The organism is Kitasatospora sp. MAA4 (genome assembly GCF_029893355.1).
GTDB lineage: Bacteria > Actinomycetota > Actinomycetes > Streptomycetales > Streptomycetaceae > Kitasatospora.
The window spans coordinates 44,228-68,158 of sequence record NZ_JARZAI010000034.1; the positions used below are offsets into that span (position 1 = coordinate 44,228).

22 protein-coding genes are annotated in these 23,931 nt (G+C 70.8%); 9 read left to right on the top strand and 13 right to left on the bottom strand.

The features are described 5' to 3' along the window. Positions 1-392: 392 nt before the first annotated feature. Positions 393-2,348, top strand: a complete 1,956-nt coding sequence (gene acs / locus P3T37_RS32210) for an acetate--CoA ligase (protein ID WP_280727487.1) — start codon at positions 393-395, stop codon at positions 2,346-2,348. Positions 2,349-2,411: 63 nt separating this feature from the next. On the opposite strand, the gene P3T37_RS32215 is transcribed toward acs, so the two are convergent. Beyond that, a complete protein-coding gene (locus P3T37_RS32215) occupies positions 2,412-3,821 on the bottom strand; it encodes a serine hydrolase domain-containing protein (RefSeq protein ID WP_280727455.1) in 1,410 nt (469 codons plus the stop codon). Between the two features lie 246 nt (positions 3,822-4,067). Between P3T37_RS32215 and nhaA the strand changes: the two genes are divergently transcribed. The 4 genes from nhaA to P3T37_RS32235 all read left to right on the top strand — a co-directional run bounded on the left by nhaA (position 4,068) and on the right by P3T37_RS32235 (position 7,454). Beyond that, the gene (nhaA, locus tag P3T37_RS32220; protein WP_280727456.1) at positions 4,068-5,393 is read left to right on the top strand and encodes a Na+/H+ antiporter NhaA; all 1,326 of its coding nucleotides are present in this window, start codon (positions 4,068-4,070) and stop codon (positions 5,391-5,393) included. Positions 5,394-5,489: 96 nt separating this feature from the next. Next, positions 5,490-5,960: a phage holin family protein gene (locus tag P3T37_RS32225; protein WP_280727457.1), complete on the top strand. Its 471-nt coding sequence runs from the start codon at positions 5,490-5,492 to the stop codon at positions 5,958-5,960. A gap of 269 nt (positions 5,961-6,229) precedes the next feature. Continuing rightward, positions 6,230-7,114: an alpha/beta hydrolase gene (locus P3T37_RS32230; protein WP_280727488.1), complete on the top strand. Its 885-nt coding sequence runs from the start codon at positions 6,230-6,232 to the stop codon at positions 7,112-7,114. A 145-nt stretch (positions 7,115-7,259) separates the two neighbouring features. Further along, the gene (locus tag P3T37_RS32235; RefSeq protein ID WP_280727458.1) at positions 7,260-7,454 is read left to right on the top strand and encodes a hypothetical protein; all 195 of its coding nucleotides are present in this window, start codon (positions 7,260-7,262) and stop codon (positions 7,452-7,454) included. Between the two features lie 45 nt (positions 7,455-7,499). Here the strand turns inward: P3T37_RS32235 and P3T37_RS32240 are convergent, their stop codons facing one another. From P3T37_RS32240 to nth, 4 genes are all read right to left on the bottom strand, one after another. Beyond that, positions 7,500-8,201: a metal-dependent hydrolase gene (locus P3T37_RS32240; protein WP_280727459.1), complete on the bottom strand. Its 702-nt coding sequence runs from the start codon at positions 8,199-8,201 to the stop codon at positions 7,500-7,502. A 161-nt stretch (positions 8,202-8,362) separates the two neighbouring features. Next, the gene (locus P3T37_RS32245) at positions 8,363-9,547 is read right to left on the bottom strand and encodes a MarP family serine protease (protein WP_280727460.1); all 1,185 of its coding nucleotides are present in this window, start codon (positions 9,545-9,547) and stop codon (positions 8,363-8,365) included. Positions 9,548-9,640: 93 nt separating this feature from the next. Beyond that, entirely contained in the window at positions 9,641-10,369 is a 729-nt protein-coding gene (locus tag P3T37_RS32250) for a CoA pyrophosphatase (RefSeq protein ID WP_280727461.1), read from the bottom strand. A 41-nt stretch (positions 10,370-10,410) separates the two neighbouring features. After that, the gene (gene nth / locus P3T37_RS32255) at positions 10,411-11,253 is read right to left on the bottom strand and encodes an endonuclease III (protein ID WP_280727462.1); all 843 of its coding nucleotides are present in this window, start codon (positions 11,251-11,253) and stop codon (positions 10,411-10,413) included. A gap of 96 nt (positions 11,254-11,349) precedes the next feature. On the opposite strand from nth, the gene P3T37_RS32260 reads away from it, so the two are divergent. Continuing rightward, a complete protein-coding gene (locus tag P3T37_RS32260) occupies positions 11,350-12,489 on the top strand; it encodes a tetratricopeptide repeat protein (protein ID WP_280727463.1) in 1,140 nt (379 codons plus the stop codon). Between the two features lie 251 nt (positions 12,490-12,740). On the opposite strand, the gene P3T37_RS32265 is transcribed toward P3T37_RS32260, so the two are convergent. Beyond that, positions 12,741-13,403 carry a DUF1963 domain-containing protein gene (locus tag P3T37_RS32265; protein ID WP_280727464.1) on the bottom strand — a complete coding sequence of 221 codons (663 nt, stop codon included), beginning with the start codon at positions 13,401-13,403 and terminating at the stop codon, positions 12,741-12,743. A gap of 396 nt (positions 13,404-13,799) precedes the next feature. Here P3T37_RS32265 and P3T37_RS32270 point away from each other — a divergent pair, with 396 nt between their 5' ends. After that, on the top strand, positions 13,800-14,387 hold the full coding sequence (locus P3T37_RS32270) for a hypothetical protein (protein WP_280727465.1): 588 nt from the start codon (positions 13,800-13,802) through the stop codon (positions 14,385-14,387). 99 nt (positions 14,388-14,486) lie between these two features. After that, positions 14,487-15,215, top strand: coding sequence for an SDR family oxidoreductase (locus tag P3T37_RS32275; protein WP_280727466.1), 729 nt, complete (start codon positions 14,487-14,489; stop codon positions 15,213-15,215). Here P3T37_RS32275 and P3T37_RS32280 read toward each other — a convergent pair. After that, entirely contained in the window at positions 15,212-16,528 is a 1,317-nt protein-coding gene (locus P3T37_RS32280; protein ID WP_280727467.1) for an acyltransferase domain-containing protein, read from the bottom strand. The two genes, P3T37_RS32275 and P3T37_RS32280, sit on opposite strands and share 4 nt — an antisense overlap. Positions 16,529-16,757: 229 nt before the next feature. On the opposite strand from P3T37_RS32280, the gene P3T37_RS32285 reads away from it, so the two are divergent. Then, a complete protein-coding gene (locus P3T37_RS32285) occupies positions 16,758-17,405 on the top strand; it encodes a ScbR family autoregulator-binding transcription factor (protein WP_280727468.1) in 648 nt (215 codons plus the stop codon). Between the two features lie 170 nt (positions 17,406-17,575). Here the strand turns inward: P3T37_RS32285 and P3T37_RS32290 are convergent, their stop codons facing one another. The 6 genes from P3T37_RS32290 to P3T37_RS32315 are packed head-to-tail and all read right to left on the bottom strand — an operon-like array spanning position 17,576 to position 23,910. Further along, the gene (locus tag P3T37_RS32290; RefSeq protein WP_280727469.1) at positions 17,576-17,803 is read right to left on the bottom strand and encodes an acyl-CoA carboxylase subunit epsilon; all 228 of its coding nucleotides are present in this window, start codon (positions 17,801-17,803) and stop codon (positions 17,576-17,578) included. A gap of 60 nt (positions 17,804-17,863) precedes the next feature. Continuing rightward, complete coding sequence (locus P3T37_RS32295) at positions 17,864-19,435, bottom strand: acyl-CoA carboxylase subunit beta (protein WP_280727470.1); 1,572 nt, start codon at positions 19,433-19,435, stop codon at positions 17,864-17,866. 33 nt (positions 19,436-19,468) lie between these two features. Further along, a complete protein-coding gene (locus P3T37_RS32300) occupies positions 19,469-20,281 on the bottom strand; it encodes a 4'-phosphopantetheinyl transferase superfamily protein (protein WP_280727471.1) in 813 nt (270 codons plus the stop codon). A gap of 10 nt (positions 20,282-20,291) precedes the next feature. Continuing rightward, positions 20,292-21,563, bottom strand: a complete 1,272-nt coding sequence (locus tag P3T37_RS32305) for an MFS transporter (RefSeq protein ID WP_280727472.1) — start codon at positions 21,561-21,563, stop codon at positions 20,292-20,294. Then, entirely contained in the window at positions 21,560-22,438 is an 879-nt protein-coding gene (locus P3T37_RS32310; RefSeq protein ID WP_280727473.1) for an alpha/beta fold hydrolase, read from the bottom strand. Before P3T37_RS32310 ends, P3T37_RS32305 begins: the two co-directional genes overlap by 4 nt. 2 nt (positions 22,439-22,440) lie before the next feature. Continuing rightward, entirely contained in the window at positions 22,441-23,910 is a 1,470-nt protein-coding gene (locus tag P3T37_RS32315) for an FAD-dependent monooxygenase (protein WP_280727474.1), read from the bottom strand. Positions 23,911-23,931 lie beyond the last annotated feature (21 nt).

The following is a 23,931-nucleotide window of genomic DNA, read 5'->3' on the forward strand; positions in this document are numbered from 1 at the left end:
CGTCCACCGCCGCGATGCGAGTACGGCAAGCTGACAGAATGACAGACTGACGAACAGAAGACTGACGAACAGAAACGTGGTGCGGTGGACCCGCGAGGGCTTCAGCGGGCTGGTTACTCCAGTGGAGTACCGGGTTCCCCGAGCGTCAAGTCTCGGCGCGGGGACGATCGGGAGACAATCACGGCGGCACACGCCCCATCCCGGAATACGGCCCGTCATCGACAACAGGTCTAAACCAATTTCGGGGTGGCTCTTGTCAACCGCCCCTTCGCCTGGTGAGCTGTTCGCTGGGACACACGGGACAATCCCACCAGAGGGAAAAAACCCGCAACACTGGCGCTTCTCTCCTTGGGGGGGAAAGCACCATGAAGAGACTCGATGAGGAGTTCGCGTTGAGCAACGAGAGCCTGGCCAACCTGCTCAAGGAGGAACGGCGCTTCGCTCCGCCCGCGGAGCTGGCCGCCGCCGCCAACGTCACGGCGGCCGCCTACGCGCAGGCCTCCGAAGACCGCCTCGGCTTCTGGGCCGAGCAGGCCCGCCGGCTGGACTGGGCCGTCGAACCCACCCAGACCCTGGACTGGTCGAACCCCCCGTTCGCCAAGTGGTTCGCCGACGGCAGCCTCAACGTGGCCTACAACTGCGTCGACCGCCACGTCGAGGCCGGCAACGGCGACCGCGTCGCCATCCACTTCGAGGGCGAGCCCGGCGACAGCCGCTCCATCACCTACGCCCAGCTCAAGGACGAGGTCTCCCGCGCCGCCAACGCCCTGCACGAGCTGGGTGTGGCCAAGGGCGACCGCGTCGCGATCTACCTCCCGATGATCGCCGAAGCCGTCATCGCGATGCTCGCCTGCGCCCGCATCGGCGCAGCGCACTCCGTCGTCTTCGGCGGGTTCTCCGCCGACGCGGTGGCCTCCCGCATCCAGGACGCCGACGCGAAGATCGTCATCACCGCCGACGGCGGCTACCGCCGCGGCAAGCCCTCCGCGCTCAAGCCGGCCATCGACGAGGCGCTGACGAAGTGTCCGCAGGTGGAGCACGTCCTGGTGGTGCGGCGCACCGGCCAGGAGGTCTCCTGGACCGAGGGCCGCGACGTGTGGTGGCACGAGATCACCGAGCGCCAGTCCGCCGAGCACACCCCCGAGGCGCACGAGGCCGAGCACCCGCTGTTCATCCTCTACACCTCGGGCACCACGGGTAAGCCCAAGGGGATCCTGCACACCTCGGGCGGCTACCTCACCCAGGCCTCCTACACCCACCACGCGGTGTTCGATCTGAAGCCCGAGAGCGACGTGTACTGGTGCACCGCCGACATCGGCTGGGTGACCGGGCACTCCTACATCGTCTACGGGCCGCTGGCCAACGGCGCCACCCAGGTGATCTACGAGGGCACCCCCGACACCCCCCACCAGGGACGGTTCTGGGAGATCATCCAGAAGTACGGCGTCACGATCCTCTACACCGCGCCCACCGCGATCCGCACGTTCATGAAGTGGGGCGACGACATCCCCGCGAAGTTCGACCTGTCCTCGCTGCGGATCCTGGGCTCGGTCGGCGAGCCGATCAACCCCGAGGCGTGGATCTGGTACCGCGAGCACATCGGCGCCGGGAAGACCCCGATCGTCGACACCTGGTGGCAGACCGAGACCGGCGCCATGATGATCAGCCCGCTGCCCGGCGTCACCCACACCAAGCCCGGCTCCGCCCAGCGCGCCCTGCCCGGCATCGCCGCGACCGTCGTCGACGACGACGCCAACGAGGTCCCCGACGGCTCCGGCGGCTACCTCGTCCTCACCGAGCCGTGGCCCTCCATGCTGCGCACCATCTGGGGCGACGACCAGCGCTACATCGACACCTACTGGTCGCGCTTCCCCGGCCGCTACTTCGCCGGCGACGGTGCCAAGAAGGACCAGGACGGCGACATCTGGCTGCTCGGCCGGGTGGACGACGTCATGCTCGTCTCCGGCCACAACATCTCCACCACCGAGGTCGAGTCCGCCCTCGTCTCCCACCCCAAGGTCGCCGAATCCGCCGTCGTCGGCGCCACCGACGCCACCACCGGCCAGGCCATCGTCGCCTTCGTCATCCTGCGCGGCACCGCCACCGACGACGCCGGCCTCGTCGACGAGCTGCGCAACCACGTCGCCAAGACGCTGGGCCCGATCGCCAAGCCCAAGCGGATCCTGGTGGTCAACGAACTCCCCAAGACGCGCTCCGGCAAGATCATGCGGCGCCTGCTGCGCGACGTCGCCGAGAACCGCGAGGTCGGCGACGTCACCACCCTCGCCGACACCTCCGTGATGAGCCTCATCCAGGCCCAGCTGCCGAGCGCCGGCAGCGAGGACTGATCCCTGCGGGAACACGTCAGAGGCCGCCTCCGCACCGTGCGGGGGCGGCCTCTGACGTGCGGGTCAGAGCAGGTCCTGGTCCAGCTGGTCCGATGCCAGGCCTCGCAGGGTGTCGTACGCGGTCTGCAGGAACCGCCTGCGGCGCGTGGGCGGGGAGCTGATCAACGCGACCAGGCCCGTCCTGGCCACGGGGTCGAATCCCGCGAACGCGGCGAAGCCGCGGGTGCTGCCCTCGTGGAAGACCACCTGCTCCAGCACGCCGTCGCCTGCTGAGGGGTGGTCCTCGGCGGGGAGGATCGAGCGCTGCTTCCAGCTCAGGCAGACCCGCGTCCCGGCCAGTCGCCAGGCCACCCGGGGGCGCCGCACGTCCCCGAGCGCCGTCCGCAGCGCCGGACCGGCGACGAACGGGCTCTGCTCGCCGCCGTACTGGCCGGACCGGACACCCGGCGCGGCGTCCAGCGCCAGGTGCGCCTGGAGGTAGCGCAGCATGTCGTCCGCGCTGGAGCGCAGTGCCGCCGCGCCCGGGAGCGCGGGGATCCGGAAGGACGGCACCCGCCGACCCCGACGGTAGCCGCCGCCGAACTCCTGGCCCGGCCCGCACGACGTGTCGACCAGCCCGAGCGGCTCGCAGACCCGGTCGGCGAGCAGGTCCTGGTACCGGCTGCCCGCCGCGTTCGCCAGCAGCAGCCCGAGCAGCCCGCAGCCGAGACTGGAGTAGCGGACCTGGGCGCCCGGCGTGCCGCGTACGGGAGTGCGGGCCAGGGAGCGCAGCAGGTGAGCCACGTTGAAGGTGGCGCAGGGGCGGGTGAACCACTGCGGCATGGCGTTCGGCAGCAGGCCGACCGGCAGCCGCGGCAGGCCCGAGGTGTGGGTGGCGAGGTGCAGCAGGGTGATCGGGCGTTCCCTCGGATAGCCGGGGACAGAGCCGGCCGGCAGGTACTTGTCGATCGGATCGTCGTACCGCACCTCACCTCTGGCCACCATCTCGGCCAGCAGGAGTGCGGTGAACGTCTTGGTGACCGATCCGAGTTCGAATCGGGTGTCCGCCCGGACCGGGCGCTCGGTGGCCGGGTCGGTGAAGCCACGACAGGCCACGGTCCGCTCCGCGCCCTGGATCACGGCGACGGCGACGCCGCTGTCCGGCGGAAGGCCCTGGAAGAGCGGGCGCAGGCGGCGTTCGAGGCGGAGCGGGTCCGGGGGGCTCTGGCCTCTGCTGAGGGCGGCCCGGGAGCGGGGGGCGACGGCGCCTGCGGAGTGGGTGAGAGCGGCGCGGGTGACGGCCGGGTAGCCGACTGCGGCACGCGTCGCGAGCGCGCCGGCGACGGTGGGCAGCGCGGTTCTCCGAGGAGGTAACAGGGGCGGTGCGCCCTGCGCACCGTCACCACCTCCCGCTACCGGGAAGGGCGCTGCGGACCGGTCGGCCGGTTCCGCCGCTGCGGGCCCGGCCGAATCGGCCGGTTCCTGAACGGGCATGGGGTTCCTCCGTGTCACAGGGAGAGGCCGCCCTGAACGAGCGGCACGCTGAGACGACGATATGTTCGGCCGATCGGAGCCGCATGCGCTCAACGCCGTTCGGGGACAAGGCAGTCGGCCCCAAAAGTCGGTTCGGATGCGGCAGTTGGATCCCGGTCGAGCTGCCGGGCAGTTTGGGACCAGTGGACATAAAATGCGACAAACCGTGTATCCGCCTATCGTCCCCGTGCCCAGGAGGCCTTCCGCGTGGTCAGCCCGCCGCCCACCGAACCGTCGACCCCGCGCCGCCAGTTCCTCGGCCGGCTCTCGCTGCCCGAGCGCCGCTACCTGACGGACGCTCTGCGCACCGAGACGGTCGGCGGCATCCTGCTCCTGATCGCCGCGGTGGCCGCACTCATCTGGGCCAACGCCTGGCCGCACGCCTACGAGAGCGTCCTCGACCACACGGTGGGACCGTCCGCACTCAATCTGGACCTCCCCCTGGAGGTCTGGGCCAAGGACGGCCTGCTCACCGTCTTCTTCTTCGTCGCGGGCATCGAGCTGAAGCGCGAGTTCGTGGCGGGGGAGCTGCGCACGCCCAGCGCCGCCGCGCTGCCGGTGGTCGCCGCCGTCAGCGGAGTCGCGCTTCCCGCGATCGTCTTCGCCGTGGTCAACAGCGGCGGCGGGGGTCATCCGGGCGGCTGGGCGATCCCGACCGCCACGGACATCGCCTTCGCCCTGGGCGTGCTGGCCGTGGTCGGCAGCCACCTGCCCTCCGCCCTGCGGGCCTTCCTGCTGACCCTCGCGGTCGTGGACGACCTGATCGCGATCCTGATCATCGCCGTCTTCTACAGCTCGGGGATCAAGTTCTGGGCCCTGGGCCTGGCAGTGGCCGGGCTGGTGCTCTTCTGGTTCCTGCACCGGCGCGGGGTGCACGGCTGGTACCTGTTCGTCCCGCTGGCGTTCGTCATCTGGGCGCTGATGCACGAGAGCGGCGTGCACGCCACGGTCGCCGGTGTGGCGATGGGGCTGATGCTGCGCTGCCACCGGGAGGAGGGCGAGGAGCACTCCCCCGGCAAGCACATCGAGCATCTGGTCCGACCGCTCTCGGCCGGGGTGGCCGTGCCGCTCTTCGCCCTCTTCGCGGCCGGGGTGACCATCTCGCCCTCGGCGGTCCGGGCGGTGTTCACCCAGGCCATGCCGCTGGGCGTGGTGCTCGGGCTGCTGCTCGGGAAGAGCATCGGCATCTTCGGCGGGACCTGGCTGGCCGCACGGTTCACCCGCGCGGAGCTCAACCCGCAGCTGAAGTGGGCCGACCTGTTCGCGGTCTCCACCCTGGCGGGCATCGGATTCACCGTGTCCCTGCTGATCAGCGAGCTCGCCTTCCCGCACGACCAGGCGCTGGCCGACCGCGCCAAGGCCGCCGTGCTGATCGGCTCGCTGCTCTGTGCGCTGGTGGCGACCGTGCTGTTGAAACTGCGCAACCGGCACTACCGTCAGCTGTGCGAGGAGGAGGACCGCGACAGCGACGGCGACGGGATCCCCGACATCTACCAGCCGGACGTCCTCGGACCGGCGGGTGCCGCCGGGTGACACGCCGTCGGTTGCAGGCGGGCCCTAAGTGGTGCCCGACTGGCCGGTAAGGGCATGATCTGAGCTGTCCGAAATCTCAGCAGAGGAGAAGACCAGATGTCCGCAGGAACCGCAGGCCCGACCGGAAGCTCCCGCCTGCCCTACGAAGGCGAGCGGTCGGTCGGACAGCTGTTCGCCGCGGCCACCGCCGACCTCTCGGCCCTGGTGCACGACGAGATCGCGCTCGCGAAGGCCGAGATCCGACAGGACGTCAAGCGCGGGATCTTCGGAAGCGTCAAGGGCATCGTGGCCGGCGTCTTCCTGCTGGCCTCGCTGCCGATGTTCAGCTTCGCGCTGGTCTACGTGCTGCAGCGGGCCGGCTGGCTGCCGCTCTGGGGTGCGTTCATCGCGGTGGCGGTCGGCTTTGTGGTGATCGGGCTGCTCCTGGCGTTCCTGGCGGTCCGTACGCTCAAGAAGATCGAGCCGCCGCGCCGCACCATCGAGGGCGCTCACGCGACCGCCGACGTCCTGAAGAACGCCCGTCCGCGGCCGGCCACCGCGGCCGAGCTCGCCGCGATGGAGCGCTGACCGACCGTCTGCACGCCTGGGGCGCCGTGATCCTGCCCACAGGGGTCGCATCCGCTGTAGTCCGAACGAGTGCCGGGGCCGTGTTCCCGGCCCGAATGTGAAACGCTCTGGCTATGCCGCTTGACCAGAACGCCGATCCGCCCGCGCCGGGCACCCCGAGCACCGACCCGGACTCCACACAGCGGGTCGGCGGGAGCACTGGCACATCCGCGGGTACGGGGACCGGGGTGGCGCCGCGGGCGCTGCGTTCGACCGGCTGGAACGTCCGGATGCCCGGGCCGTGGACCCACCGCGACCTGGCGGCCAACGGCGCCCGCTTCCACATCGCCGAGCAGGGCAGCGGGCCGCTGGTCCTGCTGGTGCACGGATGGCCGCAGTACTGGTGGGCCTGGCGGCACCAGATGGCCGCGCTGGCCGCGGCCGGCTACCGCGCGGTCGCCCTGGACCTGCGGGGCATGGGCGGCAGCGACCGCACGCCGCGCGGCTACGACCCCACCAACCTGGCCCTGGACATCACCGGCGTGATCCGCTCGCTGGGCGAGCACAGCGCCCACCTGGTGGGACACGACACCGGCGGCTCGCTGGCCTGGGTGGCCGCGGTCATGCGCCCCTCGGTGATCCAGAGCCTGACCGTGGTCTCCGCCGCGCACCCCCGGCGGCTGCGCCGCGGGCTGCTGCAGGACCGCCGGCAGATGGCGGCCTTCGACCACGTGCTGGGGTTCCAGCGCCCGTGGATACCCGAACGCCGCCTGGTCGCCGACGACGCCGCGCAGATCGGCGGCTACCTCAGCACCTGGACGGGTCCGAACGGGCTGGACGACGAGGCGATCGAGAACTACCGCAACGCGATGCGGATCCCCAGCACGGCGCACTGCTCGATCGAGCCGTACCGCTGGCTGGTCCGCTCGATGGCCCGTCCGGACGGCCTGCAGTTCGTCCGCCGGATGAAGAAGCCGGTCACCGCACCCACCCTGCACATCCAGGGCGCCGCCGACCCGGTGCTGCTCTCGCACACCGCGCTCGGCGCGGGCGGGTACGTGGAGGCCCCGTACCGCTGGCGGCTGCTGCCGGGGGTCGGGCACTTCCCGCACGAGGAGGCGCCGGAGGAGCTCAGCACCGAGCTGGTCAACTGGGTGCGCGAGCACAAGCGGTAGGGGTGGTTTCGGGCGTCGGGTCTCCAACGTCGGGCTGGCTCCACCCATTTGGCTCATATGAGCAGATGTTCCCATGACTCAGGCATGGGCCATTTCGCCCGGAACAGGGTGGTTACCTCCGCGGGCTCAGGGGCATCCATCCTCCATGACCTGGACGCCCGATCGCACCGCCGCGCCCCGCGGACGGCGCCTCACCCGCACCCCGCAACTTCCCTCGCACCAGCCCGAACGACCGCAGAGCGCACCGCAGTCGCTCGTCGAACCGCATCCGCTGGGCATCCCCCGCATCCTCGGCCGAAGGGCCCGCTGGGTCGGCGCACGACTGCGGCGCGAGGCCTGAGCCCCGCGCCGCCCGTCGTACGTGTCCACCGGTGTGGACGGCGCTTCAGCCGAGGATCCCCGGCTGGAACGTCGTGAGGCACAGCAGGGCGACGGTCGCCACCGACATGATCGGCACCAGGATCTTGGTCTCCACCTTGTTGCCGGTCTTCTTGATCAGCACGATCTCGTAGCGCTGCTTGTGCGGCCAGAGCAGCGGCGCACCCATCTTCGTCAGGCAGTCGCCGATCAGGTGGGCGAGCGTGCCCAGCGCCACCGCGTACGGCAGCCAGCCCGGCGCGTTCGGCATCCACCGGTCCATCACCGCCGTGCCCAGCGCCGAGAGGCCGAGGACGGTCAGCCAGGTGTGGTGCCCGTGGCCCGGGACGTGCAGGCGCAGCGCCTTGACCGCCATGGCCAGCAGGAAGAACGTCATGCCCAGGGTGAAGTACCGGCCGCCGTACGTCACGCCGGCCCAGGTGCCGCCACCCATCAGCGCCACGAACAGGAACGAGTGGGTGGCGTGCCGGTGACCGCCGGAGGCCCAGGCGACGAAGCGGCAGAGGGCCTTGGAGACCGGGCCGAGGAAGTTGGCGATGGTGCCGTCGTGGTGGTCCAGGTCGGGCAGCAGCGCCGCGCCGGCGCAGAGCACCGTCCCCAGCAGGATGTCGGCCGGCTTCAGGTGGGTGTGCAGCAGCAGCGGCGGCAGAAAGGGCGCGGAACCCGCGTAGAGCAAGGCGCCGCTGACCGCGTGCGAGTGACCCATCATGACGTTTGGTGACCTCCGATTCGGGCTCCCGCTGCGGTCGGATTGAGCCGAACGGGTGAGCGCCGCCGACGCTATCAGGAGGAGCTGACGGATCGCCGGATGACGGCCCGACACACCGTCACCAGCAGGAATCGGGAGGCCTCGGGCGGGAGAGCAGGGGACTACAGCGCGCAGCCCTGGGTGTCCACCTGTCCACTGGCCGTGGCGCCGGCCGTCGCGTCCGGCTTCACCTCGGCGGCGGTCAGCGCGTAACCGGTGTCCACGCTGTCCAGCGACTTGGCGAAGACCACGCCGTACACCTCGCCCTCGGGGGTCAGCAGCGGACCGCCGCTGTTGCCCTGGCGGACCTCGGAACGGACCGAGTACACGTCCCGGACCACCTGGCCGCGGTGGTAGATGTCCGGGCCGTTGGCCTGGATCTCGCCGCGGATCCGGGCGGGCTGCACGTTGAACGGGCCGTTCTCGGGGAAGCCGGCCACGATCGCGCTGTCGTTCGTGCGGGCCGTCCCCGCGAAGGCCAGCGGGGGCGCGTTCAGCTTCGGGACGTCCAGGATCGCGATGTCGCGCTGCCAGTCGTAGCGCACCACGGTGGCGTCGTAGAGCGGGCCGGTGCCGCCGATCTGGACCGTCGGCTCGTCCACCCCGCCGACCACGTGGGCGTTGGTCATCACCCGGTGCGGGGCGAAGACGAAGCCGCTGCCCTCCAGCGTCTTGCCGCAGGAGGTGGCCGTCCCGACCACCTTCACCAGGCTCAGCCGGGCCTTGGCCAGCGCCGGACTGCCGGCCAGCGCCGGGTCCGGAGCCTCCACCTCGGTGATCGGCTCGTGCTCGAAGGGGTTGAAGACCTGCGGGAAGCCGTTGCTCGACAGCACCTTGCTGAAGTCGGCGAACCAGTTGGGCGCGTCCCCGGGCAGGGCGTCCTGCACCCCGCTGAGCACCCTGGACGTCCGGACCTGCTTGGAGACCGTCGGCATCGACGTCCCCGCGAGGGCCGAGCCGATCAGCCAGGCGACCAGCAGCATCGACAGGACGTTCACCACCGAGCCGCCGAACGCGTCCAGTGCCTTGGCCGGACTGCCGCCGATCCGCCCGCGCAGCTTCCAGCCGAGCTGGGTGGTGGCCGCCTGCCCGATCGCCGCGAAGACGATCACCACGACCACCGCCACCACCGAGGCGGTGGTGCCGGGGCTGAGGTGGCTGAGCACCAGCGGCAGCAGTTCGACAGCGATGAGCCCCCCGCCGAGGAACCCCAGGACGGAGAGAATGCCCACCACGAAGCCCTGCCGGTAGCCCGACACGGCGAAGCCGATCGCGGCGGCGAGCAGAAGCAGATCCAGCACGTTCACGCTGCCACCCTCCCATGGACCCGGACCCGCTCGGCACCGGACCTGCCAACCCCGTCCTGCGACCCAGGTGTGGGGCAGCCCAGGGTAGGGCAGCTAGCTGAGATCTGCGCTGCTGGGGCTGCGGCCGCCCGCGGAGTGGGGTGCGGAGTCGCTCCCCAGGGCGACGATGCGGGAGCCGTCCCAGGGGAGCTCCAGGCCGCTGTGGTGCAGCACCCGGTCGATCACCCCGGCCGTGAACCCCCAGACCACCCGGTCCGCCACCTCGAAGGCGGGCCCGGCGAAGCCCGACGGATGCCGGTAGCGGCCCCGGCGGGCCGGGTCCGTCAGCTGCGCCAGCGGGACGCGGAAGACCGCGCCGGTCTCGCCCGGGTCCACCGGCGCGACCGGCGTCTCCCGCCGCCACCAGCCGAGCACCGGGGTGACCACGAAGTCACTGACGGGAATGTAGAGGGCCGGCAGCGTCGCGAAGACCTGCACGCCCGCCGGGTCCAGCCCGGTCTCCTCCGCCGCCTCACGCAGCGCGGCGGCCACCGGGCCCGCGCCCTGCGGGTCGCCGTCCACGGCGTCAAGCGCGCCGCCGGGGAACGAGACCTGGCCGGCGTGCGAGCGCAGCGAACTGGACCGCTCGATCAGCAGCAGGTCCGGCCCGTCGGCGCCCTCGCCGAAGAGCAGCAGGACGGCGGAGTGCCGCCCGCCCTCGGCCGGCGGCAGGAACCGGCTGAGCTGCTCCGGCAGGACCGTCTCGGCTGCCGCCCGCACCGGCACCAGCCAGTCGGGAAGGCCGTCACGGACCAGCAGATTCGACTCGCTGCTTCTCTTCACTCGGCCGTCCCCTTCCGATTCCGATCCGCTCACTGCGCGCACTACGCCTCCGGTGCCGCGGCCGCGGCGGGAGCGGCGGCCTGTCCCGGATAGTCCGCGGGCGGCTTGAGCCGCTGCCCGGGCTGACCGCCCATCTCGTACTTCAGCAGCTTGCGGGCCTTCTCGGGATCGGTTTCGCCCTCCCCGTACGAGGGGCAGAGCGGCGCGATCGGGCAGGCCCCGCAGGCGGGCTTGCGGGAGTGGCAGATCCGGCGCCCGTGGAAGACCACCCGGTGCGACAGCATCGTCCACTCCGACTTGGGGAAGATCTCCGCGACGGCGGCCTCGACCACCACCGGGTCCTCCTCGGTCGTCCACCCGAACCGCCGGGCCAGCCGCCCGAAGTGGGTGTCCACCGTGATGCCAGGGACGCCGAAGGCGTTGCCGAGCACCACGTTGGCCGTCTTGCGGCCGACGCCGGGGAGGGTGACCAGGTCCTCCAGGCGGCCCGGCACCTGGCCGCCGAAGTTGTCGCGCAGGCCGATCGAGAGCCCGATCAGCGACTTCGCCTTCATCCGGAAGAACCCGGTGGGCCGGATCACCTCCTCCAGCTCCTCGGGGACGGCGGCCGCCAGGTCCTCGGGGGTGGGGTACTTCGCGAACAGGGCCGGGGTCGTCTGGTTCACCCGCAGGTCGGTGGTCTGCGCCGACAGCACGGTGGCCACCAGCAACTCGAACGGGTTCTCGAAGTCCAACTCGGGATGCGCGTACGGATACACCTCCGCCAAGGCCCGGTTGATCTTCCGCGCCCGCCGCACCATCGCCACCCGCGACTCCGGCTTCCGCGGCTTCACGGCCGCCACCTTCGCCGCTGGCGCGGCCTTCTTGACCTTGCTCTCTGCCATGCACGAAGGCTACGCCGGGGGCTCGACCGATCGGAGCCGATTCAGCGCGACGCCTCCTGTGAGCACGTCGGCTCATCAACGGCCCAGCGCCCTCAAGTGCCGATCGTCGCGTCGGCCGCGAAGAGCATCACTATGATCATCCCTCCTGACTTGGAGGAGCGGAACATGCTTGCGGAATGGCGAAAGCGACGAGCCGAGCAGCGTGATCTGCGACATGCAACCGACCTGTCGAACAAAGCCTCTCGACTTCTGAAGCAAGGACGCGCTGAGGACGCCGTGAACGCCCTGCGGGAGGTGGTGCGGCTTCGTATCGAAGGGCTGGGGAACGGCCACGAGACCACTGCCTTGGCCCGAGTACGCCTGGCCAACCATCTGATCTCCGTCGGGCGCCCGCAGGAAGCCGAGGAGCAGGCCTTGGCAGTGCTGACGTCTCGCCCGTCCGCTGACGAAATCGGCCTGCAGGCCTGTGATGCCAAGCTGAGGGCGCTCAGTGCCTTGGGCCGACACGACGAGGCGGCCCAAGAGGCACTAGCTGTTCTGACCGCATCCGCCAGGATCTACGGCGAGGGTCATCTGCGCACGCTGAAGGTCGGATCCGATCGGGTGCAAAACCTTATCTTCCTGGGCAAGTTCGACCGGGCTGAGTACGAGTGCCGGGCGATCATCACGGCACGTGCCGGTCAGGGAATGCTCTGGTTGGCGGTCAACAACGCCCTGGTACTCGCGCTCATCGGCCTGGACAAGTACGAGGAGGCGGAGGCTACCGCCCGGGCCGCGCTCCTGCAGGAGCGCCGACTGGCCCAGCCCGTCGGCGACATGCGTCTCACCCTGTCACTCGGGTTGGCCCGAAGCCTCACCGCTCAGGGGCGCGACAACGACGCCCTCAAGGTCGTTCACGATGCCAAGGCCAAATCCCTACGCACTCGCGGCGGCCGCAGCAGCCTTCCCGGCGCGGTCGGGGTCGTCACCGCCCGCGCGCTGCTCGGGCTCGGGCGACTCGAAGAGGCGGAGGTCGAAGTCCGCGAAGCTGTCGCCGTTTCCGACTCCACGCTCAGCCCGACTCATCACCGGACATTGGAGGCCGCCACTCTCCTCGGTACCGTCCTCGCCGCCCAGGGCCGACGGGTCGAGGCGGAACAGCAGCTCACCGACTGCGTCGCCGCCTGGACAACCCACTTCGGGCCCGCGCACCCCAGGACCGTGGCCGCCACCGCCGAACTCGCCGCACTTCCCTAGCTACTTCGGCCCGTGCGGCAGGAGTCCCAGGAAACCGGTTAGCAGGCCGGGCTCGGCACGTTGAACAGTGGGCGTCATGGCCACGGAAGACAGTGTGGAGCCGAACGGCTCGAAGAACTATTGCGTCGTTGCCAATGTGGCCCGCGAGACTGGAGGTCATCGGCGTGCACCGCGGGAGGGGCGGGCGACACATCCCGCTGATCCTGTTCAGGCGGCATCTGGAGAGTTTCCGACAGACTGTCCGACGGCGGTCAGCACTGCCACAGGAAGGCGGCCTGCTCGCAGGGCTCGCACGCGAAGGCGTAGGCGCTGCCGCAGCCACCGAAGTTCATCGCGGTGGCGTGGTCGGGGCCTTCCTCCAGTTGGGCGATCAGCGGCATCGTACGGGCACAGGACGGGCAGGACGGTGTCTCGTCGTTCTGGATCCAGGAGGGCGATCCGCCGAGTTGACCGAGAACATCCATGCTCGACCGGCCGGTCTGCTCGGCCCACGCCTGGTGGGCCCGGTCGTAGTCCGTATCGGCAACGAACTCGAAGGCGGGAGTGTGGACCGCGCCGAGCAGGATCGCCTCCTCGTCGTCGTCCTCACCGAGTTCGGGCAGCGGCATGGGCACGAGCCCGTCCGCCGGGAAGAGCAGCGCGCGATTGCCGCCCTCGCTCGGGCTCCACTCGTCGCACATGCCCGGGTCGTTCTGGCACATGAACAGCACGAGCACACCACCGCCCTGCTCGGCGCCTTCGCCAACTCCACGGCTCAGGTCGTCCAGCAGGATCTGCGCCAGGAACTGCATCGGTCCCGAGCAGGTCGCGCAACGCGGCCAGGCCGTCCCGGCCGGAGCCAGCGGCACCCCTCCGGTGCGGGTGAGTAGGGCATCCTCAGCAGCAGGCCCTGCGTCGATCATCAATATGGTCACGGAGGAGCACCCTAGGACGGACCTGCGACACGGCCTGCAGCGCCCGGTGCCGCCTCGGCCCGGAACGACGATGCGCCACCTCGTCCGCCCGAGGGCATGCCTCCGGCCAACGGCTACAGCCACGCCGTGGTGGCGCGGGTCCGCTGATCGCAATCTCCGGCCAGGTCCCCCTGGACGCCTCAGGCCGGCTCGCCGGGGCCGACGGGACACGACCGCTCAGCTCCGCCAGGTCTTCCGGAACAGGTAACGCCCTCAGCCACCGCTGGGGTCTTCAAGGAAATCGACCCGGCCCCTGTCGGATCCTCCTTGGGCATGACCCGGATTCCCCTTTCCCGGGGACCCGGGTCGTTCGCGGGGAGGATCCGCGCCAGCGGACGGCCCGCGATCGTGGTCGATATGACGTTCTCGCAGCCCGCTCCAACGTCCGCCGGTGCCGAGTCGCCTGGGCGCCTACTGGACAACTCGCCGTCGCGTGATCGTCTACGCGCCAACAGAAGGACTGCTCATGCGGCGTTCATCTGGGTGATGGTCTTCCTCGCCTGGCACATCGTCTGGTTCCTGACCGGCCTCAACGCGCCTGCGGCCGCTGACCATCACGGGGTCGCCCGAATACTCTTCTACGTGTTCTCTGCCGTCGTCTACCTGATGGTTGTCGTCGGCACGCTGTTGCCGCTGGCGCTGGCCAACCAGTCGTGGGGCCGCAGGATTCCTCGATGGATGCTCATGTCGGCTGCCTGGACCGGAAGTGCGCTGCTCAGTGCACGTGGCCTCGCCGGCATCGTCGACGACTTCGTCCGGGCGATCGGGGTGCTCCCGAACGGGCTCACCGGACTGACGACGGCGCAGACCCTGGGGACTGACCACCCGTCCTCCTGGGCGGTGTTCGCAGGCTGCGCAACCGACTTGCTTTTCGCCATCGGCGGCCTGCTGTTCGGGCTCGCCGCACTCAGCTTTCAACGAGCGTCGGTCCGACTTTTGGCCTAGGTCTCCAGTAGGTGATCTTCAGAACCGAGGGCGCCTATGCTGCCGATGCCAGCCGCCCAACGTGGGAGACCGGCCGGTACCCAAGGGGGGGAGCACAAGATGAGGCTCGACGACCACCGCATCGTCATCACCGCCGCCGGCCGGGACTTCGGCCGGACTCTCGCCATCCGATTCGCCGCTCTCGGAGCCGAGGTCTTCCTCTCCGCACGCACGCTCGCCGCCGCCGAGCGCGTCCGGGACGAGATACGGGACCAGGGCCACCACCGCGTCCACGCCTTCGCCTGCGACCTGACCGATCCCGCATCGATCCGCACCTTCGCCGCCCAAGTCGCCCAGCAGACCGACCATATCGACGTACTCGTCAACAACGGCTCCCGCTGGCTCGAAGGAGCGGACCTGCTGTCCGCCTCCGACGCGGACGTGATCGACACCATCGCCTCCGGCGCGACCGGCACCGTTCTGACGGTCAAGCAGTTCCTGCCCCTCCTGCTCGCCTCCCAGAAGCCGGACGTGGTCACCATGGTCTCCACCTGCGGCACCCCCGGCCACCATCGCTCCAACGCCCACGACGCCTTCTACGCGGCCAAGAGCGCCCAGGCGGGATTCACCGAGATCCTCTCCAAGCGCCTTCGCCCGCAAGGCGTCCGAGTGATCTCCCTGTACCCGCCCGACTTCGACAACACCGACCCGCTCACCGAGCGATGGGAAGCCTCACCCCGGGACGCCGACTCCGCCCTCACCGCGCAGTCACTCGTCGACTGCGTGCACTTCGCCATCGCCCAGCCCCGCGACTGCTTCATCAAGGCGTTCCACTTCGAGCAGGTCTAGGCGGGGAAGAAGGACGGCCAGGCCACTGTCGTGCCGCGCACGTGCAGGTGGGCCAGGGCGGAGACCAGGGTCTGCTGCTCGGGGCGGGTGCGGCGGAGGGTGGGGACGAGGGCGGTGTCGCCCTCGGGGGACAGGCAGGTCTTGCCCATCGCGGTCAGGATGGCGTCGGGCCCGAGTTCCAGGTAGCTGGTGACGCCGTCGCTCTCCAGGGCGCGCATGCCGTCCAGGAACCTGACCGCCTCGCGGACGTGGTGGACCCAGTAGTCGGGCGAGCCGATCTCCTCTGCCGTGACCGGCTGGCCGGTGAGGGTGGAGACCATCGGGATCTCCATCGCGCCGTAGGCCACCCCTTCGGCCACCGACCGGAATTCGGCCAGCATGGGTTCCATGAGCGGAGAATGGAATGCGTGACTGACCGTCAACTGACGGGTCTTGCAGCCGGCTTCCTTGAGGAGGGCGACGACCTCCGCCACCGGCTCCTGGGCACCGGACACCACGACCGACCTCGGCCCGTTGACGGCGGCGATGGAGGTCAGGGCGCCGTGGCCGGCCAGCAGCGGTGCCACCTCCTGCTCGGAGGCCTGGACGGCGACCATCACACCGCCCGCAGGGAGCGCCTGCATCAGCCGGCCGCGGGCGGCCACCAGCCGTGCCGCGTCGGCCAGCGAGAGGACGCCGGCGGCGTGCGCGGCGGCCAGCTCGCCGATCGAGTGGCCCGCCAGGTGGTCGGGCCGCACGCCCCAGTGCTCCAGTAGGCGGAAGAGGGCCACCTCCACGGCGAAGATCGCCGGCTGGGTGAACTCCGTGCGGTTCAGCAGCTCGGCCTCCGCACCGAAGACCACGCTCCGCAGCGGCCGCGCCAGGTGCCCGTCCAGCGCGTCGCAGACCGCGTCGAACGCGGCCGCGTAGACGTCGAAGGTCTCGTACAACTCCCGGCCCATGCCCAGCCGCTGACTGCCCTGTCCGGTGAAGAGGAAGGCCAGCGGGCCGCCCGGGCCGGCGCCCCGCAGCAGTCCCGGGGTGCGCTCCCCCGCCGCGAGGGCGGCCAGGTCGGCCAGCAGGCCCTCCCAGCTCGTCGCCGCGACGGCGGCGCGGTACTCCAGGACCGGCTGGGTGGTCGCCAGCGAGCGGGCCAGGCCGGTCGGCATGACGTCCTGACGTGCGGTCAGGTATTGCAGGAGTCGACTCGCCTCGCACTGCAGGGCCTCCGGCGTGGCGCCCGAGAGCAGGTAGGGGACCGTGCCTCCCACCCACGGAGCGGGCTTGGCGCCGGCGGGATCGGCCACCTGGTCGAGCGTGTCGATGTCGAGCATGTCTGTCCCTCTCCCCGAAGATCTGAGGCCGCCTACACTACAAACCGATTGGTTGGTTTTACAAGCCCCTTTGCGGCCCTCCAGGGCTCCTGAGGGGCACTTCGGATACGGAGTGCGCTGGATTTGTCACATAGCGGACAATAGTCTGGCACCGAAACCAGCTAGTTGGTTTTATAGTGGCTTCACTGCAGCCTCTGCTTCGGAAGGCACTCAGCGACGGGAGATCTCGGTGACCAAACAGGAACGCGCGGCTCGCACCCGGCGTGAGCTGATCCGTTCTGCGGCCGAGGCGTTCGACCAACACGGCTACGCGCAGGCGCGGATGGCCGACATCAGCGCGCGGGCCGGGGTGAGTTCGGGGGCCCTGCACTTCCACTTCGACAACAAGGCGGCGCTGGCGGCCTCCGTGGAGTCCGAGGCCGCGCTCGCGCTGCGAACCACCGCGCGCAACGCCTACCGGGGTAAACGGAACGCGCTGCAGGCGCTGGCGGACGCCACGCACGCGCTGGCGGACCTGCTCCGCGACGACGTGGTGGTCCGGGCCGGCTTCCAACTCAGCGCCGGCTTTACCCACGGGACCGGCCTGAGCCTGCGTCAGGAGTGGCAGAGCTGCGTGCAGCAGCTGGTCTCGCAGGCCGAGAGCGAGGGTTCGCTCGCCCCCGGCGTCTCGCCCTCGGACCTGTCCACCGCCATCATGGCGGCCACCACCGGCTTCGAGGTGCTCGGCCGGGAGAACCGCGAGTGGCTCTCGCACTCCGCCCTGACGGGCTTCTGGCGACTGCTGCTGCCGAAGCTGGTCGAGCCCCGCACGCTCGACGACCTGGAGCCGTCCGGCACCGAGCTGATCATTCCCGCCCAGGCTTCGCCGGTCGCATGAAACAGACCAACTCGCCTGGGACCGTCTCGCTTTGCCCCGTATTTCGGCTCGGGCGCCGGATCCCGGCCCGGGTGTCGACGAAAACCGGATGGCTGATCTGTTTGACCGGAGCCGCTCTACCCCGCACCGCTGCTCGGCGCGGGGTAGAGCCCGGTACCGAACCGGCAGCCTCAGAAGGGCTCGCGGACCGCACCGCGCCAGGTCCGCGGACCGTCGAAGCCGAAGGTCCGCTCCAGTCTGCGCCATCGGGCCACCGCCCGGCCCTTGCAGGACATACCGGTCGGTTCGCAGGCGAGCGCGGCCGCCCGGGTGTGCAGGACCGCGGTGAGGGCGGCCAGCTCCTCGGCATCCAGGCTTCCCCGCTCCAGCCGCAGCAGCGGGACGGATACCTCAGTCATGGTCGAGGTCATGGTCGACGTCATGGTCAACTCCCTTGTCCTGGCTCGGATATATCGTCGTCACTGCGGAGGGTTGCCGTGCTTGCGGCGCTGCAGCTCGGAGGACTTGGTGGACAGCATGGCCAGCGACCGGCTCAGCACCGACCGGGTCTCGCGCGGGTCGATGACGTCGTCGACAAGCCCCCGCTCGGCCGCGTAGTACGGGTGCACCAGCTCGGTCTTGTACTCCTTGATCTTCTGCGCGCGCATCGCCTCGGGGTCCTCGGCCGCCGCGATCTCCCGGCGGAAGACCACGTTGGCCGCACCCTCGGCTCCCATCACCGCGATCTCGTTGGTGGGCCAGGCCAGCGCGATGTCCGCGCCGATCGAACGGGAGTCCATCACGATGTAGGCGCCGCCGTAGGCCTTGCGCAGCACGACCGAGATGCGCGGGACCGTGGCGTTGCAGTACGCGTAGAGCAGCTTGGCACCGCGCCGGATGATGCCCTCGTGCTCCTGGTCGACACCAGGCAGGAAGCCCGGCACGTCGACCAGGGTGACCAGCGGGATGTTGAAGGAGTCGCAGAACTGCACGAACCGCGCCCCCTTCTCGCTCGCCTTGATGTCCAGGACCCCGGCCATCGCTCCCGGCTGGTTGGCGACGATGCCCACCACATGGCCGTCGATCCGGGCCAGCGCGCAGACGATGTTGGGGGCCCAGGTGGCGTGGACCTCCATGTAGTCGCCCTCGTCGACGAGTTCCTCGATGACGCCGCGCACGTCGTAGGAGCGGTTCCCGTCGGCCGGGACCAGGTCGAGCAGGGCGTCGGTGCGCCGGTCGGCGGGGTCGGCGGTGTGGACGGACGGCGGCAGTTCGCGGTTGTTGGAGGGCAGCAGCGAGAGCAGGTAGCGCACCTCGGCGAGGCAGGACTCCTCGTCGTCGTAGACGAAGTGGACGACGCCCGAGACCCCGGCGTGCACGTCCGCGCCACCGAGCTCGTTCTGCGTGACCTGCTCACCGGTCACCGCCTGGACCACGTCCGGGCCGGTGATGAACATCTGCGAGATGTCGCGGACAGCGAAGACGAAGTCGGTCAGGGCCGGCGAGTAGGCCGCCCCGCCGGCGCACGGTCCGAGCATCACCGAGATCTGCGGGATCACTCCCGAGGCACGGGTGTTGCGCTGGAAGATGCCGCCGTAGCCGGCGAGCGCCGAGACGCCCTCCTGGATCCGGGCGCCGGCACCGTCGTTGAGCGAGACCAGCGGCGCACCCGCTGCCACGGCCATGTCCATGATCTTGTGGATCTTCTGCGCGTGGGCCTCGCCGAGCGCGCCGCCGAAGATCCGGAAGTCATGGGCGTAGACGAAGACCGTGCGGCCCTCGACGGTGCCCCAGCCGGTGACCACGCCGTCGCTGTAGGGGCGCTTGGCCTCCAGGCCGAAGCCGGTGGCGCGGTGCCGCCGAAGCGCCTCGACCTCCGAGAAGCTGCCCTTGTCGAGCAGCAGTTCTATCCGCTCGTGGGCGGTCAACTTGCCCTTGGCGTGCTGGCGTTCGGTCGCCTTCGGGTCCGGCCCGGTTCGGGCCAGTTCCTTCAGGCTGCTCAACTCGTCCAGTCGGTCCACGACCTGGACCGAAGCATCCTTGGTCATCATGGTGTCCTCAACTCCCTTTCGGTTCCATCTCGTTCACTGTTTCGACTGTTCTTCGCCGGCTCGGAGCACCGTGCGGACCACGGCCTTCGCGGAGGCGATCTCCTCGCTGGCGTCCTTGCTGTACAGCAGGTCGGCGGGCAGTCCGCGGACACTGGCCCGGCGGTCCTCCCCGGTGGGCAGCGCCGCCGCGGCGATGTGGCTCGGGCAGGCGGGCAGGTTGCGCACCGTCCAGCCGCCCGGCCGGATCCCGGAACTGCCGTGCTCACCCAGGTAGTCGGTGCCCGCTCCGCGGGTGAGTCCGGTGCCCAGCCCCTTGAGATAGGCCTCCTTCCGCGTCCACAACCTGCCGAACGCGAAACTCCGCTCCTCCTCGGTGAGGCTGCCCAACTCCTCGCGCTCCTCCGGGTGGAGCGAGGTCATGCAGATCTCGGCGGTCTCCACCGACGGGACCCGCTGGACGTCGACTCCCACCGGGATCGACGACACCGCGATCAGCACCAGGCCGTGGCTGTGCGACAGCGAGAAGTGCGGTGCGCCCGGTGCGTCCAGCACGATCGGTCGACCGTGCGGGCCACCGCACCCCGGGCAGGCGTCGCGGCCCAGCCGCACCTTGTCCGGCGCCACCCCGGTGTACACGGACAGCAACCGCCGCAGCGCGATGTGCGCCGCCACGTACTGCACCCGGTCCAGTGGCCGGACGAAGCCGGCGGCCCGTTTGCGCTCGGCGTCGTCGAGTTCGTCCAACGCCAGTGCGCGCGGCCGCTCGTCCTCCTCCGGCGGTCCGAGGAACCAGAGGTCCAGTTCCTCGTCCTCGACGGTCAGCGCGGGATTGATCATCTGCCTCATGGGCGTCTCCTCAAGGGCTTCTCCCCATCGACGGTTGACGATGGTCGGTCAGCGATGCCGCTGCCGCGGCAGGCCGGTGCTCGCCCTGGCGGCGGTCGAGTGCCAGTGCGGCCACCGCTGCGGCAAGTGAGAGGAGGCCGCCGGCGTACAGCCCGGACCGCGCGCCCAGGTGCTGGGTGAGCAGGCCGACGAAGACGGCGCCCAGCGGCGTGGACCCCTGGAGGATCAGCGTGTAGAGCGCCATCACGCGCCCCCGGTAGCGGGGGTCACTGCCGATCTGGATCCGGTGGTTGGCCGCCTGGGCGAAGTACATCGACGTGAAGCCCGTCAGCGCCAGCAGCAGTACCGCCTCCGGGTAGCCCGGCGCCCAGCCGGCCGCCGTCTCCACCAGCCCGAAGGCGAGCGCGGAACCGGTCACCGTCCGACTCGACGGGCGACCGCTGCGCGCGGTGGTCGCGAACGCGGCCAGCAGTGAGCCGGCCGCGAAGGACGTGGTCAGCAGACCGAAGGAGGCGGCGTCCGCGTGGAACACCGTCTTGGCCAGCAGCGGCAGGGTCAGTTGGAAGTTCAGCCCGAACAGGCCCACCGCCGCGACCAGGGCCATCGGCAGCAGCAGGTCCGGGCGGCCGGTCAGATGGGTCAGTCCGTCCAGGATCCGGCCGCGGCTGCCCGGCGAGGCGGCGCGGCGGATCTCGGCCGGCCGCATCATCCGCAGCCCGGCCACCGTCGCCAGATAGCTCAGCGCGTTGATCAGCACCACCGGACCGGTGCCGAAGGCGCCGATCAGCAGGCCTGCCACCGCCGGGCCGAGGACCCGGGCGATGTTGAAGTAGGCCGCGCTCAGGGCCGAGGCGTTCGGCAGCAGTTCGGCGCCCACCAGCTCGCTGACGAAGGCCAGCCGGGTCGGCACCTCGACGGCGTTGACGATGCCGAGGCCGAGCGCGAACAGGCACAGGTGCCAGAGCCGGACCGCGCCGGCGAGGACCAGCACCGCGAGCAGCAGGGCGAGCACGCCGGAGACCAGGTTGGCGATGGTCAGCAGGGCCCGTTTGTCGTACCGGTCCGCGAGCCGGCCGCCGTAGAGGGTCAGCAGCAGCAGCGGCGCGAACTGCAGGGCGGTCACGGCCGCCAGCGCGGTGCTGGAGTCGTGGGTCAGCGCGAGCACCAGCCAGTCCTGGGCCACCACCATCATCCAGGTGCCGGCGGCCGAGACCAGCTGCCCGGCCGCGAAGAGCCGGAAGTTGCGGACGGACAAGGAGCGGAGAGCACCCGAACCGGTCATGTCCCGTCCCGCCGCAGCAGGCAGTCCTCCAGGAACCCGAGGGCCCGCAGGTGGTAGGAGCGGGCCGCGAACCCCAGACTGATGTTGTGGCCCGCGGACGGCTGCCGGTCGACCAGCACCCGGGGCGCCGACGTCAGCCGGGAGCTGAGGTCCGCGAGGGTCGGGCTGTCGTGGTGCCACCAGGACTCGTGCTCCGCGAAGGTGAAGCGGACCGGGACCTGGATCCGGGACGCGAGCTCGGGGAACTCCAGTGGCCAGTGCTCGGTGTCGCGCTGCTCCTGCTCGGGTGTCGGGGCGACCACGGCGCCGCTGGACTGGAAGGTGTTCGGCGGATAGAGCCGCAGCGGGCCCCACATCCGCCGCCAGTGCTTGAACGAGCCGGCGCCCGGGAGTTCGCCCGGCCCCACCGCGTACTGGTGGCCGCAGCCCGAGACATCCACCCCGAGCCAGTGCTGCTGCTCGTCCTGCGCGGCGATGGTGAGGGCGAGTTTTCCGCCGAAGGAGTGCGCCAGCAGGAACAGCCCCGCCCCGGTCGGGTACCGGGCGGTGAAGTCCGCCACCGCCGCTCGGACGGTGCGGGCCTGGTCCGCGAGCGACTGGCCCTCGGGCAGGCTCGCGGTGGAGCGCCCGTAGCCGGGGCGGTCCACCGCGAGGACGGTGAAGCCGAGGCGCGCCCCGAGCGTCAGCAGCGAGAGGCCGGGGGACGCCTGGCCGTCGAAGTAGCCGGCGCTCATGCCGGCCCCGTGCAAGGCCACCACGACCGCGCGGGGCGGGATCCCTTCCGGTTCGCTCAGCAGAGCGGACAGCTCGATGCCGTCGCCGTCCAGGGTGATCTGACGTACGCCGTGGGACAGGACCTGGGTCGCGGTGGCCATGGTCAGCTCGCCACCGGCGTACCGAACCACTGGGACAGGGCAGTTGACAGTTCGTCAGCGTTTCCGGCGACCCAGACGACGTGGCCGTCCGGTCGGACCAGCAGCGCGGTCGCACCGCCGAGGGCGTCCGCCGCGAGCGGCCGGGCGGTCACCGTGGCCACGCGGTCCTTCCAGGGCTCGGCCACCGCGCGCAGGCCCGCGTCGTCGGCGAGGTCGAGCAGCAACCCCTGGGCCGGGTGCAGCAGTTCGGTGGTGCTGGTGTCGCCCGCCGCCTCCAGCAGCGCGCGCGGCGGCAGTCGCCGGCCCAGCAGCGGGTGGCTCTCGGGGTCGCCGCCGACCTCGTAGCGGATGTCCAGCCCGCTGACGATTCCGGCCAGTTGACGCTTGACCTCGTCGTGGGCGATGAGTTCGGTGAACAGCTCGCGCAGCGGCTCCGCCTCCTCGCCCCCCAGGAACACCAGCCCCTGGGCACGGGTGTTCATCAGCAGTCGGGCACCGACCGGGTGGCGCTCGCTGTGGTAGGTGTCCAGCAGGCCTTCGGGCGCCCAACCGCGCACCACGGCGGCGAGCTTCCAGCCGAGGTTGGCCGCGTCCTGCACGCCGGTGCTCAAACCCTGGCCGCCGGCCGGGAGATGGATGTGCGCCGCGTCGCCGGCCAGCAGGATCCGGCCGCGCCGGTACTCGGTCACCTGGCGGGTGGCGTCGGTGAAGGAGCTCACCCAGTCGGCGCCGCCGCCGTGGATGGATTCGCCGGTGATCCGCTCCCAGGCGTCGGCGACCTCGGTGAAGCTGGGCTGGTCGGTGCGCTCGCGGGGCGGGGTGCCGTGCTCGCACACGATGATGCGGTCCACGTTCTCGCCCAGCGGGGCGGCCATCACCATGCCGTTGGGCAGCCGCTCACCCAGGAAGCGCGGCGGGACCTTGCAGCCGACCACGTCGGCCAGGTACATGTTCCGGGTCGCCGGCGTGCCGGGGAAGTCGAAGCCGGCCGCCTTGCGGACCGTGCTGTGGCCGCCGTCGCAGCCCACCAGGTAGCCGGCCCGCAGCCGCTGGACGCCCTGCGGGGTCCGCGCGGTGATCTCCACGCCCTCGTCGTCCTGGGCGAGTTCGAGGATCTCCCAGCCGCGCCGGATGTCGGCGCCGAGCTCCGTCGCCCAGCCCTCCAGGACCGCCTCCGTCTGCGACTGCGGTATGCCGCGGGCCCCGAAGTGGGCGTCCTCCAGCACGGTGTAGTCGAACTGCACGCCACCGAAGTGGCCGAGCGGACTGGCTTCGAGGCCGCCGAAGAGCGGGAGGAGCCCCCGCTGATCGAACACCTCCATGGCGCGGGCCGTGAAGCCCAGGCCGCGCGACTGCCCGGTCGGCTCCAGCAGGCTCTCCGTCACGATGACCCGAGCTCCGCCGAGCCGCAGCTCGCCGGCGAGCATCAGGCCGCTCGGGCCGGCGCCTACGATGATCACGTCAGTGTCCACGATGGTTCCCTCCTCTGTATT

Excerpts from the sequence above, each read along its gene's own strand:
- P3T37_RS32215 (WP_280727455.1), bottom strand. The coding sequence starts at position 3,821 with ATGCCCGTTCAGGAACCGGCCGATTCGGCCGGGCCCGCAGCGGCGGAA.
- P3T37_RS32225 (WP_280727457.1), top strand. The coding sequence starts at position 5,490 with ATGTCCGCAGGAACCGCAGGCCCGACCGGAAGCTCCCGCCTGCCCTAC.
- P3T37_RS32230 (WP_280727488.1), top strand. The coding sequence starts at position 6,230 with ATGCCCGGGCCGTGGACCCACCGCGACCTGGCGGCCAACGGCGCCCGC.
- P3T37_RS32235 (WP_280727458.1), top strand. The coding sequence starts at position 7,260 with ATGACCTGGACGCCCGATCGCACCGCCGCGCCCCGCGGACGGCGCCTC.
- P3T37_RS32240 (WP_280727459.1), bottom strand. The coding sequence starts at position 8,201 with ATGATGGGTCACTCGCACGCGGTCAGCGGCGCCTTGCTCTACGCGGGT.
- nth (WP_280727462.1), bottom strand. The coding sequence starts at position 11,253 with ATGGCAGAGAGCAAGGTCAAGAAGGCCGCGCCAGCGGCGAAGGTGGCG.
- P3T37_RS32270 (WP_280727465.1), top strand. The coding sequence starts at position 13,800 with ATGACGTTCTCGCAGCCCGCTCCAACGTCCGCCGGTGCCGAGTCGCCT.
- P3T37_RS32275 (WP_280727466.1), top strand. The coding sequence starts at position 14,487 with ATGAGGCTCGACGACCACCGCATCGTCATCACCGCCGCCGGCCGGGAC.
- P3T37_RS32280 (WP_280727467.1), bottom strand. The coding sequence starts at position 16,528 with ATGCTCGACATCGACACGCTCGACCAGGTGGCCGATCCCGCCGGCGCC.
- P3T37_RS32290 (WP_280727469.1), bottom strand. The coding sequence starts at position 17,803 with ATGACTGAGGTATCCGTCCCGCTGCTGCGGCTGGAGCGGGGAAGCCTG.
- P3T37_RS32295 (WP_280727470.1), bottom strand. The coding sequence starts at position 19,435 with ATGATGACCAAGGATGCTTCGGTCCAGGTCGTGGACCGACTGGACGAG.
- P3T37_RS32300 (WP_280727471.1), bottom strand. The coding sequence starts at position 20,281 with ATGAGGCAGATGATCAATCCCGCGCTGACCGTCGAGGACGAGGAACTG.
- P3T37_RS32305 (WP_280727472.1), bottom strand. The coding sequence starts at position 21,563 with ATGACCGGTTCGGGTGCTCTCCGCTCCTTGTCCGTCCGCAACTTCCGG.
- P3T37_RS32310 (WP_280727473.1), bottom strand. The coding sequence starts at position 22,438 with ATGGCCACCGCGACCCAGGTCCTGTCCCACGGCGTACGTCAGATCACC.